General features: G+C 50.4%; 18 protein-coding genes, 1 tRNA gene and 1 other RNA gene. 6 read left to right on the top strand and 14 right to left on the bottom strand.

From position 1 onward, the window contains the following. The first annotated feature begins 112 nt into the window (after positions 1-112). Both H581_RS39245 and H581_RS33190 read left to right on the top strand, forming a co-directional pair. Entirely contained in the window at positions 113-508 is a 396-nt protein-coding gene (locus H581_RS39245; RefSeq protein WP_051250489.1) for a helix-turn-helix domain-containing protein, read from the top strand. Positions 509-729: 221 nt separating this feature from the next. Continuing rightward, positions 730-951 carry a helix-turn-helix domain-containing protein gene (locus tag H581_RS33190; protein WP_036717921.1) on the top strand — a complete coding sequence of 74 codons (222 nt, stop codon included), beginning with the start codon at positions 730-732 and terminating at the stop codon, positions 949-951. A gap of 204 nt (positions 952-1,155) precedes the next feature. Here the strand turns inward: H581_RS33190 and H581_RS39580 are convergent, their stop codons facing one another. Further along, on the bottom strand, positions 1,156-1,473 hold the full coding sequence (locus H581_RS39580) for a LytTR family transcriptional regulator DNA-binding domain-containing protein (protein WP_028609194.1): 318 nt from the start codon (positions 1,471-1,473) through the stop codon (positions 1,156-1,158). An 83-nt stretch (positions 1,474-1,556) separates the two neighbouring features. Between H581_RS39580 and H581_RS0105810 the strand changes: the two genes are divergently transcribed. Together H581_RS0105810 and H581_RS0105805 are read left to right on the top strand one after the other, a co-directional pair. Further along, positions 1,557-1,742 carry a hypothetical protein gene (locus H581_RS0105810; protein ID WP_028609193.1) on the top strand — a complete coding sequence of 62 codons (186 nt, stop codon included), beginning with the start codon at positions 1,557-1,559 and terminating at the stop codon, positions 1,740-1,742. Positions 1,743-1,777: 35 nt separating this feature from the next. Next, complete coding sequence (locus tag H581_RS0105805; RefSeq protein ID WP_028609192.1) at positions 1,778-3,202, top strand: recombinase family protein; 1,425 nt, start codon at positions 1,778-1,780, stop codon at positions 3,200-3,202. A gap of 71 nt (positions 3,203-3,273) precedes the next feature. Here H581_RS0105805 and ssrA read toward each other — a convergent pair. The 11 genes from ssrA to H581_RS0105750 form a co-directional block, all read right to left on the bottom strand. After that, positions 3,274-3,639: a transfer-messenger RNA gene (gene ssrA, locus H581_RS36945) on the bottom strand. Between the two features lie 244 nt (positions 3,640-3,883). Beyond that, on the bottom strand, positions 3,884-4,357 hold the full coding sequence (smpB, locus tag H581_RS0105800; RefSeq protein WP_028609191.1) for an SsrA-binding protein SmpB: 474 nt from the start codon (positions 4,355-4,357) through the stop codon (positions 3,884-3,886). A gap of 179 nt (positions 4,358-4,536) precedes the next feature. Next, positions 4,537-4,737, bottom strand: a complete 201-nt coding sequence (locus H581_RS0105795) for a cold-shock protein (RefSeq protein WP_028609190.1) — start codon at positions 4,735-4,737, stop codon at positions 4,537-4,539. 260 nt (positions 4,738-4,997) lie between these two features. Beyond that, positions 4,998-7,784, bottom strand: a complete 2,787-nt coding sequence (rnr, locus tag H581_RS0105790) for a ribonuclease R (protein WP_036717918.1) — start codon at positions 7,782-7,784, stop codon at positions 4,998-5,000. A gap of 170 nt (positions 7,785-7,954) precedes the next feature. Further along, positions 7,955-8,191, bottom strand: coding sequence for a preprotein translocase subunit SecG (gene secG / locus H581_RS0105785; protein ID WP_028609188.1), 237 nt, complete (start codon positions 8,189-8,191; stop codon positions 7,955-7,957). Between the two features lie 343 nt (positions 8,192-8,534). Next, positions 8,535-9,827 (bottom strand): phosphopyruvate hydratase, encoded by a 1,293-nt coding sequence (gene eno / locus H581_RS0105775; RefSeq protein WP_028609187.1) that lies wholly within the window; start codon positions 9,825-9,827, stop codon positions 8,535-8,537. Positions 9,828-9,869: 42 nt separating this feature from the next. After that, entirely contained in the window at positions 9,870-11,408 is a 1,539-nt protein-coding gene (gene gpmI, locus H581_RS0105770) for a 2,3-bisphosphoglycerate-independent phosphoglycerate mutase (RefSeq protein WP_028609186.1), read from the bottom strand. 1 nt (position 11,409) lies between these two features. After that, positions 11,410-12,168, bottom strand: a complete 759-nt coding sequence (gene tpiA / locus H581_RS0105765; RefSeq protein WP_028609185.1) for a triose-phosphate isomerase — start codon at positions 12,166-12,168, stop codon at positions 11,410-11,412. A gap of 26 nt (positions 12,169-12,194) precedes the next feature. Then, positions 12,195-13,379, bottom strand: coding sequence for a phosphoglycerate kinase (locus H581_RS0105760; protein WP_028609184.1), 1,185 nt, complete (start codon positions 13,377-13,379; stop codon positions 12,195-12,197). 152 nt (positions 13,380-13,531) lie between these two features. Then, a complete protein-coding gene (gap, locus tag H581_RS0105755; RefSeq protein ID WP_028609183.1) occupies positions 13,532-14,536 on the bottom strand; it encodes a type I glyceraldehyde-3-phosphate dehydrogenase in 1,005 nt (334 codons plus the stop codon). A 117-nt stretch (positions 14,537-14,653) separates the two neighbouring features. Further along, a complete protein-coding gene (locus H581_RS0105750; RefSeq protein WP_028609182.1) occupies positions 14,654-15,691 on the bottom strand; it encodes a sugar-binding transcriptional regulator in 1,038 nt (345 codons plus the stop codon). Positions 15,692-15,924: 233 nt separating this feature from the next. On the opposite strand from H581_RS0105750, the gene H581_RS0105745 reads away from it, so the two are divergent. Both H581_RS0105745 and clpP read left to right on the top strand, forming a co-directional pair. Continuing rightward, positions 15,925-15,999, top strand: a tRNA-Arg gene (locus tag H581_RS0105745). Positions 16,000-16,163: 164 nt separating this feature from the next. Beyond that, positions 16,164-16,748, top strand: a complete 585-nt coding sequence (clpP, locus tag H581_RS0105740) for an ATP-dependent Clp endopeptidase proteolytic subunit ClpP (RefSeq protein ID WP_028609181.1) — start codon at positions 16,164-16,166, stop codon at positions 16,746-16,748. A gap of 393 nt (positions 16,749-17,141) precedes the next feature. Here clpP and H581_RS0105735 read toward each other — a convergent pair whose 3' ends face one another. Together H581_RS0105735 and whiA are read right to left on the bottom strand one after the other, a co-directional pair. Then, a complete protein-coding gene (locus H581_RS0105735; protein WP_028609180.1) occupies positions 17,142-17,411 on the bottom strand; it encodes an HPr family phosphocarrier protein in 270 nt (89 codons plus the stop codon). Between the two features lie 106 nt (positions 17,412-17,517). Then, positions 17,518-18,447 carry a DNA-binding protein WhiA gene (gene whiA, locus H581_RS0105730; RefSeq protein ID WP_028609179.1) on the bottom strand — a complete coding sequence of 310 codons (930 nt, stop codon included), beginning with the start codon at positions 18,445-18,447 and terminating at the stop codon, positions 17,518-17,520. Between the last annotated feature and the right edge of the window lie 5 nt (positions 18,448-18,452).

Below are 18,452 nucleotides of genomic sequence, written 5' to 3'. Positions count from 1 at the left end.
CATTAAGCGTTACGCTTAGTCAACAACAAATTTGCGCTTATCGCTAAACAACTTATTCGTAACGCTTAATGTTGGTATATTGATTATTAGTAAGAAGGAGGTGTTAATCAAAATGAGGACGCTTGGAGAGAGATTAAAACACGCGAGGGTGAAGAAAAGATATACTCAAATTCAAGTTGCGAAAAAGTTGGATATTTCTAATGGTGCTATCTCTGGATATGAAAGGGACTATAGGGATCCAGATACCGTTACCCTAAAAAAACTTGCTGATCTGTATGAAGTTACACCAAATTGGTTACTTGGAAAAGAGGAACAAGATAGTGCGGACTTATTTCTTGATTACTTAGAAATGGAATTAACTGATGAGGAAATAATAGAAAGAATGACATTCAAAATTGATAATATGATACTAGATGAGGACGATGTTAAGGAATTTATTGCATTTGTACGCGCCAAAAGATTCATGAAGACACAACAGTCTGGTTCTTCAAATACTGATAAGCGTTAACGTGTATAGGTTTTAATGTTACTGCTTGTTTTTTTTCGAGATATTCGATAACTTCTTGAGATTCTATACCGTATTTCTTAAATAGTGCAACATCTATAATCAACTCTCGTTTTTCCATGAGCAACACCGTCCTGTCTCTAAGTTGATATACGAACATTTTATACGAACGGACGTTCGCGTACAAGGGTTTTTATTTTACTAATAAATAAGGTGGCACGTTTATGGATCTCAAACCCATAAGCTGCCGAATTCCAGAACACTTAGAGCGTCTAAAACAATCTCAGCAATGGTTGTCCGACCAAACTGGAATCCCGAAGCAACAATTAAATGATTACATAAAGATGCGCCATATTATGGGCATTGTTGTTGCAAAAAGGATTGCAGTCCCGCTCAAGGTTGTGATAGATGACCTATATGAATGGAACTGGCAGCGGAGTAGATGACTCTACTCTCGGGATTGAGTACATAAATTTACGTACTTTTTACTCAAAATAATGACGCTGGAAGCGCTATCACTGTCATTGTATGTCACATTTGACAGGCAAACAATAATCCATTCGTCTTAGTTTTCATAATAAACTCATAATTCTCATCTGTCTGTCGATTTTTGCAAGTAATTTTAAGCGATGACGTTACGCGAATGATTCTCAATATGGGAAATAAAAAGACTCAAACCCACGTATTCTTCGATCAGAAAGGTAATAATCCCTTCCCCCAATGGTAATTTTCCCATTTTTATACTTGTCGATTAGTGTCGTATTCACAATTTGATTTTGGTTTATTTGATAAAAGCCTGAAGGCTCCGTCATAATTCTTCTTTGTTCAATCGTATGCGGAAAGTAATATTCATCATTCCCGACCCGGGCGATATGCCGTCTCGAATTCACATCTTTACAGATACTGAACACTTCCCAAGTTTGGAAATGGTGCAAATTATTTAAATTGTCGAATACATCTATAGGCATAATGAACTCCTTTCTCAATGTTCATTATTTCCAATGTGACGCCGATAGAATACATATATAATAAAAGGGAGAGTGTGAGGTTAATGAATAAGTGGTGGGCAGCTGTTATTTGTACCTTTTTTGTTTGCTTAACCGCAGTTATTGTTTTTTATAATCCGTACCACTATTCCATGTATAATGGTAAATACCCAGTACGAGATAATTGGATAACTGGAAAAACTGAGATAATGAAAGCAAACCCTGATATTAAGTGGAATGAAATCAATTAGCCCCTCTATCGGGGCTTATTTATTAGGAGGTAAGCATGAACAGAGCAGCACTTTACATACGCGTCAGCTCCAAGATGCAGGCCGAGGAAGGATTTTCTATGGAGGCCCAGCATGACATTCTCATGAGTGTCATTGAGAGAAAGGGACTCCAGCTCTATAAGGTGTATTCGGATCCAGCAGTCAGCGGTAAGACATTCAAGCGTCCGGGTGTACAAATGATGCTGCAGGACATGAAGGATGGAAAGTTTGACACTGTAATTATCCACAAGTTAGACAGGTTATCCCGAAACCAAGGTGACTTATACGGATTTATCAACCTCATCAATAAGCTAGATGTACGTCTGATAATTGCAGCTCAAGGATCAGAGGAAATCGACACACGTTCTCCAATGGGTAAAGCGTTCCTCATGTTCTCCGGTATATGGGCCGAGATTTACCTGGACAACCTGCGCGAAGAAACACTAAAGGGATTGACCAAGAAGGCGCAGAATGGCGGCAGGCATATGAGCCGTCCACCGCTCGGCTACATGTTCGATAGCGATTTGAACCTAATTGTAGTCGAGGAAGAGGCAAAGCTCGTCAGAGAGGTATTCACGCTGTATCTGAGCGGCCTAGGACGCAACAAGATAGCGCAGATGATGAATGAACACTCTCGCATGAAGGAAGGCGGCAAATGGGGCGCTAAGGAGATTAAAACGCTTGTCATGAATCCCACCTATGCCGGCTATAACCATTTCAAGCCATCGCATTGGGATGATAGTAAGCGGATCCTCACACAAGGGGCACACCAACCGATAGTAACCATCGAAGAGTATGAAAAGGTGCAAAAAATGGTCAACCGTCGCAAAGCTGGGGAAATGAGCAATAACAGCTACGCATACGCCTATTCCGGTATTTTGAAGTGTGCGAAATGTGGAGCTAACTTCAATGGGAATAGCTCAAAAAAGAGAATGGCCGATGGATCTTATCAGGTGTACAAGGGATACCGATGCCACAACAACTATCTATATAAGACTTGCGATACGCCTACGATATCGGAACCCGCACTTAATCAATTGGTATTTGAACGGGTAATGGTAAGTGGTAACTCGGTCCAGGAGCGCAAGAAGAAGCGAAAGGAGCAATTTGATCTGCAGAAGGAAGTTGAGATATCCAACCGCCGGCGTAAGAACTGGATGATCGCATTAGGAGACGGAAACCTTTCATCCGGAGACTACGCGCAGCTGATCGAGGAAGAAGAACAGCGCATGAACGACATTTACTCGAAGGCGAAGCAAGAGGATGTTTATGAGAGCGAAATACCGGCAGAGGATCTCATTCAGATGCTAATCACGCTTAAGGAGCATTGGAGCTTGCTTGAGGAAGGAACACAGAAGGAATTGATTCAATCCATGTTCCGAAAAATCACGATAGATAAAAAAGAAAACGGCTGGCAGGTCAACGACCTACTAACCGTTTAGGGACTTACGATTCTTAATCCTTCACTCTCCACTTAGATAAAGGCATTCCCATATACAGAATGTCTGTATTTAAGTGGAGGCGAGGGGATTTGAACCCCTGTCCGAAGATCACGCCACACAGGCTTCTACGGGTGTAGTCACAGTTTTGATGTCACCCGAGCAGCGCCCCGTAACCGGCTCTGCGTTGGGTCAGCCTGATTATCTTCTTCCGTCGACCCCAGGCGGAGACCGAAGCGGCGTATCCCACTACTTGTTAGCCCCTAGTCTAGTCACATGGGCGATGCTAGGTAGGAGCACGCTCACAGGTTATTAAGCTGCGAAAGCGTAAGTTGGTTGTTGTTTGCCATTTAATTGGCTTTAGCGTTGATGAAGCAGACGACTCCCTGCTACCCGCAACCCGCGCTCGTCCAATCCCCGTCGAATCCATAAACGCCCCCATTCTCGCATAAACGATTAGCTGCCATGCGGCACTAATGTTTAGCATCAAATGAAGCCTCAGGATTAAGGAGCAGCAAAATGAGCATCATAACTCATGAGATAAAGCCGCTACCGGAATGTTACAGCACGCTTGCTTATTACCTAACTTGTACTGCGTTGCTACTGTCTTAGTATAACACGAAACCCAATCTATTGCGCGTAATTGTTATTGCCAGCGTTGGATGCTCTCATCCATGGAAATCATCAGACCTTCTGCTTCTCCCGAAGCGCACGCTGAATGTCCCGCTGCGCATCTCGTTTAGCGGCAGTGTCCCGCTTGTCGTACTGCTTCTTCCCTTTACCAAGTCCAATCAGCAGCTTTGCATAGCCGTTACGCACATAAATCTTCAAGGGAACAATGGCATATCCTTCTTGCTTGGACAGCCCGAGCAGCTTATGAATTTGTTGCTTATGCAGGAGAAGCTTGCGTGCCCGTGTCGGATCGGTAGGATTATGGATATTGCCTTGCTCGAACGGACTAATGTGCATGTTATGAATGAAGATTTCGCCGTTCCTTATAGTCGCAAACGCATCGCCTATATTGGCTTTGCCGTTTCTAAGCGACTTGATCTCCGTCCCCTTAAGCACCATGCCTGCCTCGAACGTTTCTTCGATGAAGTAGTCATGGGAAGCCTTTTTGTTCTGGGCGAGCTGCTTGCCGTCATTTTTCTTCGCCATGCTAATCACCTCAATCTTACAGCTTAATTTTACGCTTCAAACAGACTTTACAGAAACTCATTGTAACAACTTTAGGCTTGAAAATCAAGAAGATCAGGCCGATGTCAGCTTTACCATAAGCAAAAAAACCGCCCTCAACCCAAAGGGTCAAGAGCGGTTTCGTCAACGATGGTAAGCTATTACAGCTTAACTACGTTTTCTGCTTGTGGTCCACGGTTGCCTTGAACAACGTTGAACTCAACGCGTTGGCCTTCTTCAAGAGTTTTGAAGCCTTCGCCAGTGATTGCGGAGAAGTGTACGAATACATCGTTGCCGCCTTCAACTTCGATGAAGCCAAAACCTTTTTCTGCGTTAAACCATTTCACTGTACCTTGTTGCATGTGTAAAAACCTCCAAAAAAATAATATTAATATGCGCCTGGTTTGTCTTTAAACAAAAAATTCACACATTGGAAAGGGTTTCATGACTATAATGACACCCTTTTCAATATGTGAATTCAGGTTCATATTATCGATTGCCTTGAGTTTACTATACCCGCAATTAAAAAGCAAGCGACAAGCCTAAAATATATTTTGTCAAATCACCCTGAATGCGGCGGTTTCTATTTCGATTCCGTTTTAGAAACCGCCGCCGTGACGGGTTATTTCCGTTTTTTCCTTACAAAAGCAGCCGTAGCGTTCCCGCCGCCTCCGTTTTTCTTCTTCTTCGGCTTAACAGGCCCCCGGCCTCCGCCGCCGCTGTCCGGCGCCGTGAAAACGCCGCTCGGCGTCGCGTTCTTCCGCCGCGACCCGCGGCCCTCACCGCCAGCCCCGCCGCCGCCGCGGATGGGCAGGCCCCACATATCCGTGCGTGCCCCGCCGCTGCCGCCGCGCTGCTGCTCACGGCCTTGGCCCGGCGCCGCATCGGCCGCCGCCTCCGGCCCGGGACCCTGCTCCGCAGGCGCGTTCCCGCCGCCTGCGGCCGCTCCAGCCCCGGCTCCGCCGGCACGGCCCACGCCACCGCCGGCGCCGCCACGGCCGCGTCGCTTTCCGCCGCGCCCGCCTGGCGCGTCCGCGAGCCACGGGTTCCCCTGCCCGCCTCCGCCTGCAGCGCCGCGTCCCGCGCTTCCGCGCCCGCCTCCGCCCTTGCCGCCGCGTCCCGCGGCAGTGCGCTGCGCGCCGCCCTGCCCGCGACCGCCGCGCTCATCCCCGCGGCCGCCATTTCCGCCGCGCGCCTTGCCTCCGCGTCCGCCGCCGACGCCGGCGTCGCCAGCGCCTTTAAAGCCGCTGCGCGGCTTCATATCGACCATCTCGAAGTCGATCGTATGATCGGTCATGCTGACCCGCGACACGCGGATCTTCACCTCGTCGCCGATCCTATACACGCGCGACGTGCGTTCGCCAATGAGCTGCATGTGCTGATCATGGAAGTGATAATAATCATCCGTCAAGTCGCTCAGCCGGATAAGGCCTTCAACCGAATTATCGAGCTCAATGAACATGCCGAAGCTCGTCACGCTGCTAATGATGCCTTCAAATTCTTCGCCGACCTTATCGAGCATGTACTCACATTTTTTCAGCTGCTCCACGTCGCGTTCGGCATCGACGGCCACGCGCTCGCGTTCCGAGGAGACCTGAGCGATATCCGCCATCCGCGAAGCCAAGTAATCGTGACGCGCTTCCGTCAGCTGTCCGCCGCCTTCAACCACCTCGCGAATGATCCGATGAATGACCAGATCGGGATAACGGCGGATCGGCGACGTAAAGTGCGAATAAAACTCTGCCGCAAGTCCGAAATGGCCTAGGCTTTCCGAATCATATTTCGCCTGCTTCATGGAGCGCAGCATAACGGTGGAGATCACCGTTGCTTCCTTCGTCCCCCGGATCTCCTCCAGCAGCGTTTGCAGCGCCCGGGGATGTACCGAATTGCCTGTTCCCTTCACCGCGTAGCCGAAATTAGCGGCAAACCGAATGAAGTTCAGCAGCTTCTCCTGATCCGGATCCTCATGAATCCGGTAGAGGAACGGTACGCGCAGCCAATGAAAATGCTCCGCCACCGTCTCGTTGGCCACCAGCATGAACTCTTCGATAATTTGCTCCGCAATCGACCGCTCGCGCTTCACAATATCGACGGCTTTGCCGTTCTCGTCAACAAGAACCTTCGACTCCTGGAAATCGAAATCGATTGCGCCCCGCTTCATCCGATTCGAACGAAGCCGCATGGCGAGGTTCTCCATCATGCCGAACATATCCAGCAGATCGGCATAACGCTCTTTCAGCTCGGTGTGAGGCTCCTCCTCTGTCGCCGTCAGAAGCTTCCGCACGTTGGAATAGGTCATGCGTTCCTTCGTGCGTATGACGCTTGTAAAAATATCATGCCGCACCCGCTTCAACGTCTGCGCGTCAAATTCCATCTCGCAGGAGAGCGTCAACCGGTCAACCTTCGGATTCAGCGAGCAGATCCCGTTCGACAACCGGTGCGGCAGCATCGGAATAACCCGGTCGACCAAATAAACGCTGCAGCCTCGGCGGAACGCCTCCTGGTCGAGCTGCGAATTCTCCTTGACGTAATAACCGACGTCCGCGATATGAACGCCCAATAAATAATTGCCGTTCTCCAGTCGTTTCACATGCACCGCATCGTCCAGATCCTTGGCGTCCTCGCCGTCGATGGTCACGATGACCTCGCCGCGCAGATCCCTCCTGCCCTGTTGGACGATCTCTTCTTCCGTGATCGAATCGGGAGCCGACTCCGCTTCGGCCATGACTTCGTCCGGGAAGCCCTCAGGCAGCTGATGCTTGCGGATAATCGACAAAATGTCGACGCCGGGATCGTTCTTATGTCCTAAAATTTCGACAATTTCTCCTTCGGCCGCAGAACGCCCTTCCGGATACGACACGATTCGCACGACAACCTTTTGGCCGGAAACCGCTCCCTGATAGCCGCCTTTAGGGATAAAAATATCCCGATTAATCCGTTTGTCATCCGGCATGACAAAGGCATACGCCTCATGATCCTCGAAGGTCCCGACGATCTGCGTAACAGCCCGTTCCACGATGCGGACAACCTCGCCTTCCATTCGTCCGCCGTGCTCGCTCCTCGACGTCACGCGAACGAGAATGGTATCGCCGTTCATTGCGCTTTTTAAATCATTGGCATGCAGATAGACGTCCGGATGATCTTTCACGTCGGGAATAAGAAACCCGAAGCCCTTCGCGTGCGACTGCAGCCGGCCTCTGAGCAGGTTCATCCGTTCAGGCACGCCGTAATGCTCATTTGGGGTCCGGATGATCTTCCCTTCGTCCTCCAGCTTGTTCAGCAGCTTGAGAAACTCCTTAAATTCCTGCGCATCCTCGATGCCGAAATGCCGTTCCAGTTCTTGATAAGTCATCGGCTTATATGCCGTTTCACGCATGAAATCAAGCAGTTCCTGCTCGTTATTTATCATAATCGCATTTTCTCCTCATTCGCCTGCGGCCGAGCCTATCTTCATTTGCGGCAGGTTGATAGATTACCATATACCATGTAGTATACACGAAATGGATGCAGCGCATCCGCGATTATGCCTAAAATACAAAAAAAGCGGGGGTTCGCCCCGCTTTCCGCATGTCATACGCATTATTGTTGCACGAAGTAAGAAACAACTAGCGCCAAAACGAAAAAGCCCACCGCAAGTCCAACTGTCAGACGTTGCAAGAACAAATCCAATCCGCGCGCCTTCGTTTTGCCGAACAAGTGCTCGGCACCGCCCGTAATCGCTCCGGATAGGCCTGCGCTTTTCCCTTTTTGCAGCAATACAACCGCAATTAGGCCGACCGAGAATACAACGAGCAAGATCTTCAAAAAGATTTCCATTTATTCCACCTCCAGCATAGGAGCTCCGTAAAAACACGTAAACCGATTGTACCATAGCCGGATTCACTTTTCAATAGGACAACCAGTAATTCCCTCATTCAAACGATTCCGTGCTCCTTCAAAAACCGATAATTGTTCGCCGCGCTCTCAAGCGAGCTCTTTTGGAACTGCTCCTGCTCCACGATGACGTACTTCACGTCAGCCGGCTCCAACGCATCAATCAGGTTCTCAGATGCCGCCGGTCTATCCTTACTAGAACCTCAATATCAGGCGGTCAATACCAAAAAAAGAAGAGCATGCCCTGTCAGGAGGGATGCTCTTCTCATAAAGCGCTTATTCCGGTTTATTTAAAGCTTTTCAGGTTGTAGAATGCTTGTTTACCGCCGTATTGAGCCGTCGAACCAAGCTGGTCCTCGATGCGAAGCAATTGGTTGTATTTCGCAACGCGGTCCGTACGGGACGGAGCGCCTGTTTTAATCTGGCCGGCGTTTGTAGCTACCGCGATGTCAGCGATTGTGCTGTCTTCGCTCTCGCCGGAACGGTGGGAGATAACCGCTGTGTAACCGGCGCGTTTTGCCATTTCGATCGCGTCGAATGTTTCGGTAAGCGTACCGATTTGGTTAACTTTTACAAGGATGGAGTTCCCTACGCCTTTATCGATACCGTCAGACAGACGCTCTGTGTTCGTTACGAACAAATCGTCGCCGACGAGCTGCACTTTGCTTCCAAGCTTGTCAGTAAGCAGCTTCCAGCCGTCCCAGTCATCTTCGGAGCAGCCGTCTTCGATCGATACGATCGGGTATTTATCTACCCACGAAGCGAGAAGGTCGACGAACTCAGCCGATGTGAACGATTTGCCTTCGCCCGCAAGCACGTATTTGCCGTCTTTGAAGAATTCCGTCGAAGCAACGTCCATACCGAGGAATACGTCTACGCCCGGCTTGTAACCAGCGCGCTCGATCGCGGAGATGATCGTCGTAATCGCTTCTTCGTTGGAACCAAGATTCGGTGCGAAGCCGCCCTCGTCGCCTACAGCAGTGTTAAGGCCTTTGTCATGCAATACAGCTTTCAGGTTGTGGAAGATTTCAGCGCCGATACGAAGCGCTTCTTTGAAGTCGGCTGCGCCGACCGGAAGAACCATGAACTCTTGTACGTCGATGTTGTTGTCCGCGTGCTCGCCGCCGTTGATGATGTTCATCATTGGAACCGGAAGCGTCTTCGCGTTGAAACCGCCAAGGTAAGTATACAGAGGTACGTCAAGCGCGTCTGCCGCAGCGCGTGCTACAGCCATCGAAACAGCCAGAATCGCATTTGCGCCCAATTTCGCTTTGTTCGGCGTACCGTCAAGCTCGATCATTTTGCGGTCGATCAATACTTGATCAAGCGCGTCCAGGCCGATAATTTCCGGAGCGATTACCGAGTTCACATTGTCTACGGCTTTCAGAACGCCTTTGCCCAGGAAACGGGATTTGTCGCCGTCACGAAGCTCAACAGCCTCGTAAGCGCCTGTGGAAGCGCCGGAAGGAACGATTGCGCTGCCTTTGCCGCCGGACTCCAGGGTAACCTCTACTTCAACAGTTGGATTCCCGCGGGAATCGAGCACTTCGCGTGCGTAAACATCAACGATCATTGACATGAGGAAAACACTCCTTTTAGATGGTTTTTTTAATAGTTGGATTTACTTGTTAATTAAGGTGCTGCCAGTCATTTCTTCAGGCTTGGCCAGCGTCATCAAATCCAGGAACGTCGGCGCGATATCGGCTAGAATACCGCCTTCGCGCAGCGTCTCGCCCGCTTTCGTCACGATAAGCGGAACCGGATTAGTGGTGTGCGCGGTGAAAGGACGGCCGTTCTCGTCGAATACCATATCCGCGTTGCCATGATCGGCTGTAATAATACATACGCCGCCTTTGGCAAGTATAGCTTCCACAACCTTCCCCAAACACTCATCCGTCGCTTCAACCGCCTTGATCGTCGGCTCCAGCATGCCGGAGTGCCCAACCATATCAGGATTGGCAAAGTTCAGAATAATGGCGTCATACTTGTCTGCTTCGATCTCGCGAGCGGTGGATTCCGCAAGCTCGTACGCGCTCATCTCCGGCTTCAGGTCGTAGGTGGCAACCTTAGGCGAGTTAATCAGCACGCGCGTCTCGCCTGGAAGCTCCTGATCGCGGCCGCCGCTGAAGAAGAACGTGACATGCGGATATTTCTCCGTTTCGGCCGTACGCAGCTGCGTCTTGTTGTTCTGTGCAAGCACTTCGCCAAGCGTGTTATCGAGATTCTTGGGAGAATACGCAACAAAGCCGTCAACGGATTCACTGAACAGCGTCAGACAGACGAAGTACAGGTTCGCCGGGCACTTCTCGCCGCGGTCGAAGCCGCGGAAATCCGTGTTCGTAAACACCTGCGACAATTGAATCGCACGGTCGGGACGGAAGTTGAAGAAGATAACCGCATCCTCCGACTCCACAAGGCCTACAGGCTTGTTGTCTTCATCCACGATAACCGTTGGCATAACGAATTCATCATAAACCGATTTCTCGTAGGATTCAACTACCGCTTGAACCGGATTCGTATACTGCGGCCCTTCGCCGTAAACCATGGCGCGGTAAGATTTCTCCGTACGTTCCCAGCGCTTGTCGCGGTCCATTGCGTAATAACGGCCTTGTACCGTTGCGATACGCCCTACGCCAACCTCTTCAATCTTCGCTTGAAGCCGTTCCAGGTAGCCTTTCGCGCTGTCCGGGGACACGTCGCGTCCGTCGAGGAAGGCATGAATATACACTTCCTCAAGCTCTTCCTTCTTCGCCAGATCAAGCAAGGCGAACAAATGCTCAATATGGCTGTGCACGCCGCCGTCGGACAGCAAGCCGTACAGGTGCAGCTTCTTGCTGTTAACCTTCGCATGCTTGACCGCTCCGAGAAGTGTCTCGTTATCGTAGAACTCGCCGTCGCGAATCGATTTGCTGATCCGCGTCAAATCCTGATAAACGATACGGCCGGCGCCGATATTCAAGTGACCGACCTCCGAGTTGCCCATTTGGCCTTCCGGCAAGCCGACCGCTTCTCCGGAAGCCGTGAGCGTCGTATGCGGGTAGGTTGACCAGTAACGGTCATAGTTCGGTTTCTTCGCTTGAGCAACGGCATTGCCCGTTACATCGTCGCGCAAGCCGAAACCGTCTAATATGATAAGCGCTACAGGTTTTTTTGAAGCCATCTTACTTGGCCCCCTCGACCAGAGCGATGTACGAAGCAGGCTCCAAGCTCGCGCCGCCTACAAGCGCGCCGTCGATATCCGTTTGGCCCATATATTCCGCTACATTGCCCGGTTTCACGCTGCCGCCGTACTGAATGCGTACCGCATCTGCGGTCGCTTGATCATAAAGGGCTGCAACAATGCTGCGAATGTAGCCGATAACATCCTGCGCATCCTCGGAAGTCGAAGATTTGCCCGTTCCGATCGCCCAGATCGGCTCATAAGCAATTACAACCTCAGCCGCTTGAGCCGCAGACAGACCCGCGAAAGCAGCTTCCGTTTGCACCTTACATACAGCCTTCGTCTGGCCGGTTTCACGTTCTTCCAGCTTCTCGCCTACGCAGACGATCGGCAGCAGGCCGTGCTTGAACGAAGCGTGAACCTTCTTGTTTACGATCTCGTCGGTTTCCGTGAAATAAGCGCGGCGTTCGGAGTGACCGATGATGACGTATTTAACGCCGAGATCCTTCAGCATAACGCCGCTGATTTCACCCGTGAAAGCGCCGTTGTCCTCGAAGTGGACATTTTGCGCTCCGATTGCGATCTGAGTTCCTTTTGCCGCTTCAACAAGCGCAGGAAGCGTTGTGAACGGCGCGCAGATAACGCTCTCCACGCCGGCAACCTCAGCTTTTCCTTTTACTTCGGAGAAGAAGGATACCGCTTCGGACACCGTTTTAAACATTTTCCAGTTACCTGCAATAATAGGTGTTCTCGTGCTCATGTATAGTTCCTCCTATGGGATCGGATTTATTTATCGTTAAGAGCTACAACGCCGGGAAGCACTTTGCCTTCCATGAATTCCAGGGAAGCGCCGCCGCCTGTCGAGATGAAGTCCATTTGGTCGGCAAGGCCGAATTTCTCGGCTGCCGCAGCAGAGTCGCCGCCGCCGATTACCGTGTAGCCTGTTGTATCTGCGCATGCGCGCGCAACGGCCCTGGTACCGTGCGAGAATGGCTCGATTTCGAATACGCCCATCGGTCCGTTCCATACGACCAGCTTGGAGCTCTTAATAACGTCGGCGTATAGCTCGCGAGTCTTCGGTCCGATGTCGATGCCTTCCCATTCGGCAGGGATACTGTCGACGTCAACGATCTTCGTGTTCGCCGTAGCGCTGAAATCGTCCGTGACGACAATATCAACCGGAATCAGGAAGTTTTTGCCCAGCTTCTTCGCTTTCTCGATAAATTCAAGCGCCAGATCCAGCTTGCTGTTATCCACCAGCGATTTGCCGATTTCATGGCCTTGCGCTTTGAAGAAGGTATAAGAAAGGCCGCCGCCGATAATGATATTGTCGGCAATTTCAAGCATTTTGTCGATAACCGCGATTTTATCTTTCACTTTAGAACCGCCTACGATCGCTGTGAACGGACGCTCCGGATTGTGAAGAGCTTTGCCCAGTACTTCGAGCTCTCTTTCCATTAAAAGACCGGATACGGCCGGCAGCAGATGCGCGATGCCTTCCGTCGAAGCGTGCGCGCGGTGCGCGGCGCCGAAAGCGTCATTGACGAACAGGTCGGCAAGCTTGGCGAACTCTTTCGCAAGAGCCGGATCATTCTTCTCCTCGCCCTCGTAGAAACGAACGTTCTCAAGAAGCAATACATCGCCGTTGTTTAGAGCAGCTGCTTGCGCTTCTACCGCCGCGCCGATAGCTTCGTCAGCCTTAGTGACCGGCTTGCCTAGCAGCTCGGACAGACGCGCTGCGGAAGCCGTATGGCGAAGCTCTTCCACGACTTGACCGTTCGGACGGCCCAGATGGCTCGCAAGAATGACTTTTGCGCCCTTCTCAATTAAGTAATTGATCGTCGGCAGCGTTTCACGAATCCGTTTGTCATCGGTAATTTTACCATTTTCGAGCGGCACGTTGAAATCAACGCGAACGAATACCCGTTTACCCGCTAATTCTGCCACATCACGCACGCTTTTCTTATTCATCGATGAAGACCTCCCGGATATTGTTGGAATTCAAAAAAAGAAGGTCGTTCCTTCAAAGAAGGAACGACCTTCAGGCCCGCGGTCTCATCTGAGCCGCCGGACCAAGGACCTGAGCTCTACATGCAGAGCCGCGGTCCATCGGCCTTCTTTGCTTACAGACCTTTGCTTGCGATGTAAGCAGCAAGATCAACTACGCGGTTCGAGTAGCCCCACTCGTTGTCATACCAGGAAATGACTTTAACCATGTTGCCTTCAACAACCATTGTCGACAGACCGTCGATTGTGGAGGAAGCAGGGTCGCTATTGTAGTCGCTCGATACAAGCGGAAGTTCATTGTAGTTCAAGATGCCTTTCAAAGGACCTTCGGAAGCCTCTTTGAATGCTCCGTTAACTTCCTCAACCGTAACGTTTACTTTCAGTTCAGCTACCAGGTCGGTAACGGAAACGTTAGGCGTAGGAACACGCATTGCCATACCGTTCAATTTGCCTTTCAGCTCAGGCAATACAAGGGAAACGGCTTTCGCAGCGCCTGTGGAGGAAGGAATGATATTCTCAGCTGCGGCGCGTGCGCGGCGCAGGTCTTTATGCGGAACGTCAAGCACGGATTGGTCGTTTGTGTACGAGTGAGTCGTTGTCATCATACCTTTAACGATTCCGAATTTGTCGTTCAATACTTTTGCGAAAGGAGCAAGACAGTTGGTTGTGCAGGAAGCGTTGGAAACAATGGTGTGGGCCGCAGCGTCGTATTTGTCTTCATTAACGCCCATAACAATCGTGATATCTTCGTTAGTAGCAGGAGCGGAGATGATCACTTTTTTTGCGCCGCCTTTAAGGTGAAGCTCGGCTTTTTCCTTGGCCGTGAAAATACCAGTCGATTCAACAACGATTTCAGCGCCTACGGAAGCCCAAGGAAGATCTGCAGGGTTACGCTCAGCGAATACTTTGATTTCGCGGCCGTTTACGATCAACGCGCCTTCTTTAGCTTCAACTGTAGCGTCAAGCGTGCCGTGAGTTGTGTCATATTTCAGAAGGTGAGCCAGTGTCTGCGTGTCCGTCAAGTCATTTACTGCTACGATTTCTACGTTCGGGTTGCCCAGCGAAGCGCGGAATACGTTGCGGCCGATGCGGCCAAAACCATTAATACCAACTTTAACCATTGTTGTTTCCTCCTAAGCGTTTTTAAAAGATTATATATATTTCAAGATGTTTTGCCGGAACGGCTTATGCCGCCGGCATCCCATCATGATGCCTGCCCTGCTCTCCGGTTTTAAAAATTACGGTCTATTATTCCCGATGATTGCCGCCACTTCCAAAGCCGCAGCTTCGTCCGTTACGAGCACGTCATTGTGACCGAACCGCATGATCGCCGCTATAGCTTCGCCCTTGCTCTTTCCGCCGGCAACGCCTATAACAACTTCAGTTTTAACAATATCCTCAAGTCGTAACCCTACGGTTTGCATTTTGTGCACGACTTCGCCGTTCCGGTCAAAGTAAAAACCGAATGACTCCGCCAGCGCGCCCTCCGCCTGCATCGCCTCGATGACCTCTTGCTCCAGCTTTCTTCGTCTAGCCATCACCATTGCGTCTCCGATCCCGTGTATCACGATGCGGGCACTGCGGATAACGTCCACAATTTCTCGGATATTCGGCTCTTGCATGATGGAGGCGAAAGCCTCTTCACCCAAATGGTCCGGTACGTGTAAGAGCCGGTAATGCGCTCCCGTCCTCTTCGCCATAGTGGATGCGATCGTATTCGCTTGATAATCCAAGCTCTCGCCCAGACCGCCTCTTGCCGGCACGAACCAATTCGTCTTCAGCGGAGCTGACGTCACCAGCTGGCTCGACACCTGCGCGATCGTAGAGCCGCCTGTTACCGCGACTACGTCGTTTGGCTGCAGGTACCTGATAAACGCCTGACAGCCGGCGCGGCCAAGCTCGCGCTTTGTCTGCTGCGACGTATCGGAATCACCTGCCACGACCACGACCTGCGATAATCCAAAATGACTGCGGATCGTCTCTTCGAGCTCGGATAAACCGAACAGCGTCTTATAGAAGGGCTCAAGCTGCTCTAATAAAAGCTTGCCTGAATCGCTTATTCGCATGCCTCCCGAATGGGTCTCGAGAAGTCCCTGCGCCTTCAGAAAATCGGTTTCCGCCCGAAGCATACGCTCCGTCATCGATAAATTCGCCGCCAACGTTCTCCGTCCGATCAAATCTGACAGCATCACCTGGTGGAGGATCGAATACCGTTTCTTCATGGCGTCGAGCAGATCCGGCACAAGCTGCTGCTGCAGTTCAACGATCTGTCGCATCTCTCATCCTTCACTCCATCGACTTCAGGCGTATTCGGTGCATTGACCTGGACCGTTTATGTCCCGCGGTATCATTTCAAGTCCCACCATTAGTTTAGCGGAAATACATATGGGACGCAAGAGCCGTTTTGCTGATGAAAACGGTTTCTGCCACAATTTTCACAAATTTAATTTTCTATCTCTACTTGCTTTCGATTACGAAATGTTATACAATCATTTTTGCTACTGTTTTTGCGCCCGTGGTCCAATGGATATGACGTAGGCCTCCGGAGCCTGAGATCTAGGTTCGATTCCTAGCGGGCGCGCCAACCTTTATATTGATACATACCAACCGTTCCTATTCGCTGGAACGGTTTTTTGTTTTTCGCTGCGAAGGATAGTTTGACTATCTTTGACTTTTGACTTTTCATCCGTTATTATAGGATTACGTTTTAACCATTCATTGTTGTTGAGGAGGGGGCTTACGTTGGATATGAATTTCGTGCCTATGGTTATTGAGCAGAGCAATCGGGGTGAACGCGCCTATGACATTTACTCCCGCTTATTGAAAGACCGCATTATTTTTCTCGGTACGGGCGTAAATGACGTGGTGGCAAATTCCATCATCGCTCAGATGCTGTTCCTGGCCGCCGATGATCCGGAGAAGGATATTTCTCTCTACATCAACAGCCCGGGCGGTTCGATCACAGCAGGTATGGCCATCTACGATACGATGCAATTCATCAAGCCGGACGTGTCCACGATTTGCGTAGGCATGGCCGCTTCTATGGGTGCCTTCCTGCTGACCGCAGGAGCGAAGGGCAAACGATATGCGCTGCCTAACAGCGAGGTCATGATTCATCAGCCGCTTGGCGGCGCCGAAGGACAGGCGAGCGATATCGAAATTCGCGCGCGCCGCATTCTGAAGATGCGCGACAAGCTGAACGGCATTCTTGCCGAGCGCAGCGGACAGCCGCTTGAACGGATCGAGAAGGATACCGATCGCGATTACTTCATGAGCGCTGAAGAAGCGAGAGAGTATGGTCTTGTCGATAAGGTCATCGAGAAGCTGGGCTAATCGCCGTATGAACGCAGAAACAGCAGGCCGGAGGAGACTCCGCCTGCTGTTTTTTTGCATTTTCACTGCTCCTGATATGCTCCTAATAGTCACCTAATAGGAAAAACCTCCCTCTAATTCGTCTCTTCGCAAGATCCGATTGTATGTAACCGGAGGTTTCCCCACTATACTCAAAATCGAGACGTTTTTAATTAAATTAGCTGGTGATTTTCCCGTTAGCATCCATGCCGCTCACGCGACACCACTGATTATAGATGTAATTGCGCTCTTCCATGGGAACAAGTAGCGCACTGCCTTCCTCCCACAGTCTCATAAGCGGCACAAAAAAAGAGCTGCCATCGCAAGCTCGTAACGAACCTGCCCGACTGCCCTTTCTTCCCAGAAGCATCTTGTTTATTGGTTTTCCAGCTCTTCTTTGCTGACGAGTGCGACTAAAGCGTTTACAGCCTGTTCTGCGTCTGAACCCTCTGCACTTATCGATACTTCCGTGCCGGAGCTGATCGCAAGGCTCATAATGCCCATAATTGATTTGGCATTCACTTTCTTATCGTCCTTCTCTACAAAAACTTCGGAGGAAAATTTGTTCGCTTCTTGTACGAATAATGCTGCAGGTCTTGCATGAAGTCCCGTCTTAAGACGAACGACAACCGGAAGCCTTGTCATGGAAACCATACCCCCTATATTTTACTGATTCATTAGCGTATACCCTAAAATAAAGTCGTTTAGAAATATTATAACATTATACATGCCGATGCACTAGGATAAAAGGTCAACCTCCGCGGATTTTTTCCGCAAGCTCGTCGATTTTGCGCAAACGGTGATTCACGCCCGACTTGCTGACCTTTCCCCGGAGCATCTCGCCGACCTCCGTCAGATTCATATCGGGATGCTGCAGCCGAATTTCGGCCACCTCCTTCAATTTCTCCGGGAGATTGTCGAGACCGATTTCTCTTTGCAGCAGCTTGATATTCTCGATTTGCCGGACGGCCGCGCCTATCGTCTTGTTCAGGTTAGCCGTCTCGCAGTTGACGATCCGGTTGACGGAATTACGCATATCCCGCATAATTCGAACGTCCTCGAACTTGAATAACGCTTGATGCGCGCCAACGATATTAAGAAGTTCAATGATTTTCTCACCCTCTTTGATGTAGAAAACAAACCCCTTCTTCCGCTCGATGCATCTTGCATTCAAATCAAATTTGTTCGCAAGCTCGACGAGCGCCTCGCAATGCTCCTGGTACATCGACGAGATTTCCAAATGGTAAGAAGAGCCCTCCGGATTATTAACGGAGCCTCCCGCCAGGAACGCGCCGCGCAGGTAGGAGCGCTTGCAGCAGGGCTTGCGAATAATCTCCTTGTCGATGCCGAGGTTGAACATGAAGCCTTCCGATACGATTTTGAGCTCGCTCAGAATTTCTTGAACGCCGACCGGAATACGGACGATATAGACGTTGTTTTTCTTGAGTCTCATCTTTTTGCGGACGAGCAGCTCGACATGCACCTTATAATGCTTTTTGAGCAGTGAATAAATCCTTCTGGCAATGGCTGCATTTTCCGTTGAGATGTCCAAAACGACTTTGCGGCTGGATACGCTGACAGAGCCGTTCATCCGGATCAACGCCGACAGCTCCGCTCTCTCGCAGCAGCTATCCGCTTCAATTAGGGTCAGCTCTTTCTTCGTTTGCGCCGCAAATGACATCGTTT

The organism is Paenibacillus harenae DSM 16969 (assembly GCF_000422465.1).
Taxonomy (GTDB): domain Bacteria; phylum Bacillota; class Bacilli; order Paenibacillales; family Paenibacillaceae; genus Pristimantibacillus; species Pristimantibacillus harenae.
The sequence above is the reverse complement of the archived record's forward strand: the minus strand, read 5'-3'. Positions and strand labels throughout refer to the sequence as shown.

Bases quoted from the DNA above. Each gene is read 5' to 3' on its own strand.
- gap (WP_028609183.1), bottom strand. From the start codon at position 14,536: ATGGTTAAAGTTGGTATTAATGGTTTTGGCCGCATCGGCCGCAACGTA.
- H581_RS33190 (WP_036717921.1), top strand. From the start codon at position 730: ATGGATCTCAAACCCATAAGCTGCCGAATTCCAGAACACTTAGAGCGT.
- secG (WP_028609188.1), bottom strand. From the start codon at position 8,191: ATGGAAATCTTTTTGAAGATCTTGCTCGTTGTATTCTCGGTCGGCCTA.
- H581_RS0105810 (WP_028609193.1), top strand. From the start codon at position 1,557: ATGAATAAGTGGTGGGCAGCTGTTATTTGTACCTTTTTTGTTTGCTTA.
- gpmI (WP_028609186.1), bottom strand. From the start codon at position 11,408: ATGGCTTCAAAAAAACCTGTAGCGCTTATCATATTAGACGGTTTCGGC.
- H581_RS0105750 (WP_028609182.1), bottom strand. From the start codon at position 15,691: ATGCGACAGATCGTTGAACTGCAGCAGCAGCTTGTGCCGGATCTGCTC.
- H581_RS0105805 (WP_028609192.1), top strand. From the start codon at position 1,778: ATGAACAGAGCAGCACTTTACATACGCGTCAGCTCCAAGATGCAGGCC.
- rnr (WP_036717918.1), bottom strand. From the start codon at position 7,784: ATGATAAATAACGAGCAGGAACTGCTTGATTTCATGCGTGAAACGGCA.
- H581_RS0105795 (WP_028609190.1), bottom strand. From the start codon at position 4,737: ATGCAACAAGGTACAGTGAAATGGTTTAACGCAGAAAAAGGTTTTGGC.
- H581_RS0105760 (WP_028609184.1), bottom strand. From the start codon at position 13,379: ATGAATAAGAAAAGCGTGCGTGATGTGGCAGAATTAGCGGGTAAACGG.
- clpP (WP_028609181.1), top strand. From the start codon at position 16,164: ATGAATTTCGTGCCTATGGTTATTGAGCAGAGCAATCGGGGTGAACGC.
- H581_RS39580 (WP_028609194.1), bottom strand. From the start codon at position 1,473: ATGCCTATAGATGTATTCGACAATTTAAATAATTTGCACCATTTCCAA.
- eno (WP_028609187.1), bottom strand. From the start codon at position 9,827: ATGTCAATGATCGTTGATGTTTACGCACGCGAAGTGCTCGATTCCCGC.
- tpiA (WP_028609185.1), bottom strand. From the start codon at position 12,168: ATGAGCACGAGAACACCTATTATTGCAGGTAACTGGAAAATGTTTAAA.
- H581_RS39245 (WP_051250489.1), top strand. From the start codon at position 113: ATGAGGACGCTTGGAGAGAGATTAAAACACGCGAGGGTGAAGAAAAGA.
- H581_RS0105735 (WP_028609180.1), bottom strand. From the start codon at position 17,411: ATGACAAGGCTTCCGGTTGTCGTTCGTCTTAAGACGGGACTTCATGCA.
- whiA (WP_028609179.1), bottom strand. From the start codon at position 18,447: ATGTCATTTGCGGCGCAAACGAAGAAAGAGCTGACCCTAATTGAAGCG.
- smpB (WP_028609191.1), bottom strand. From the start codon at position 4,357: ATGGCGAAGAAAAATGACGGCAAGCAGCTCGCCCAGAACAAAAAGGCT.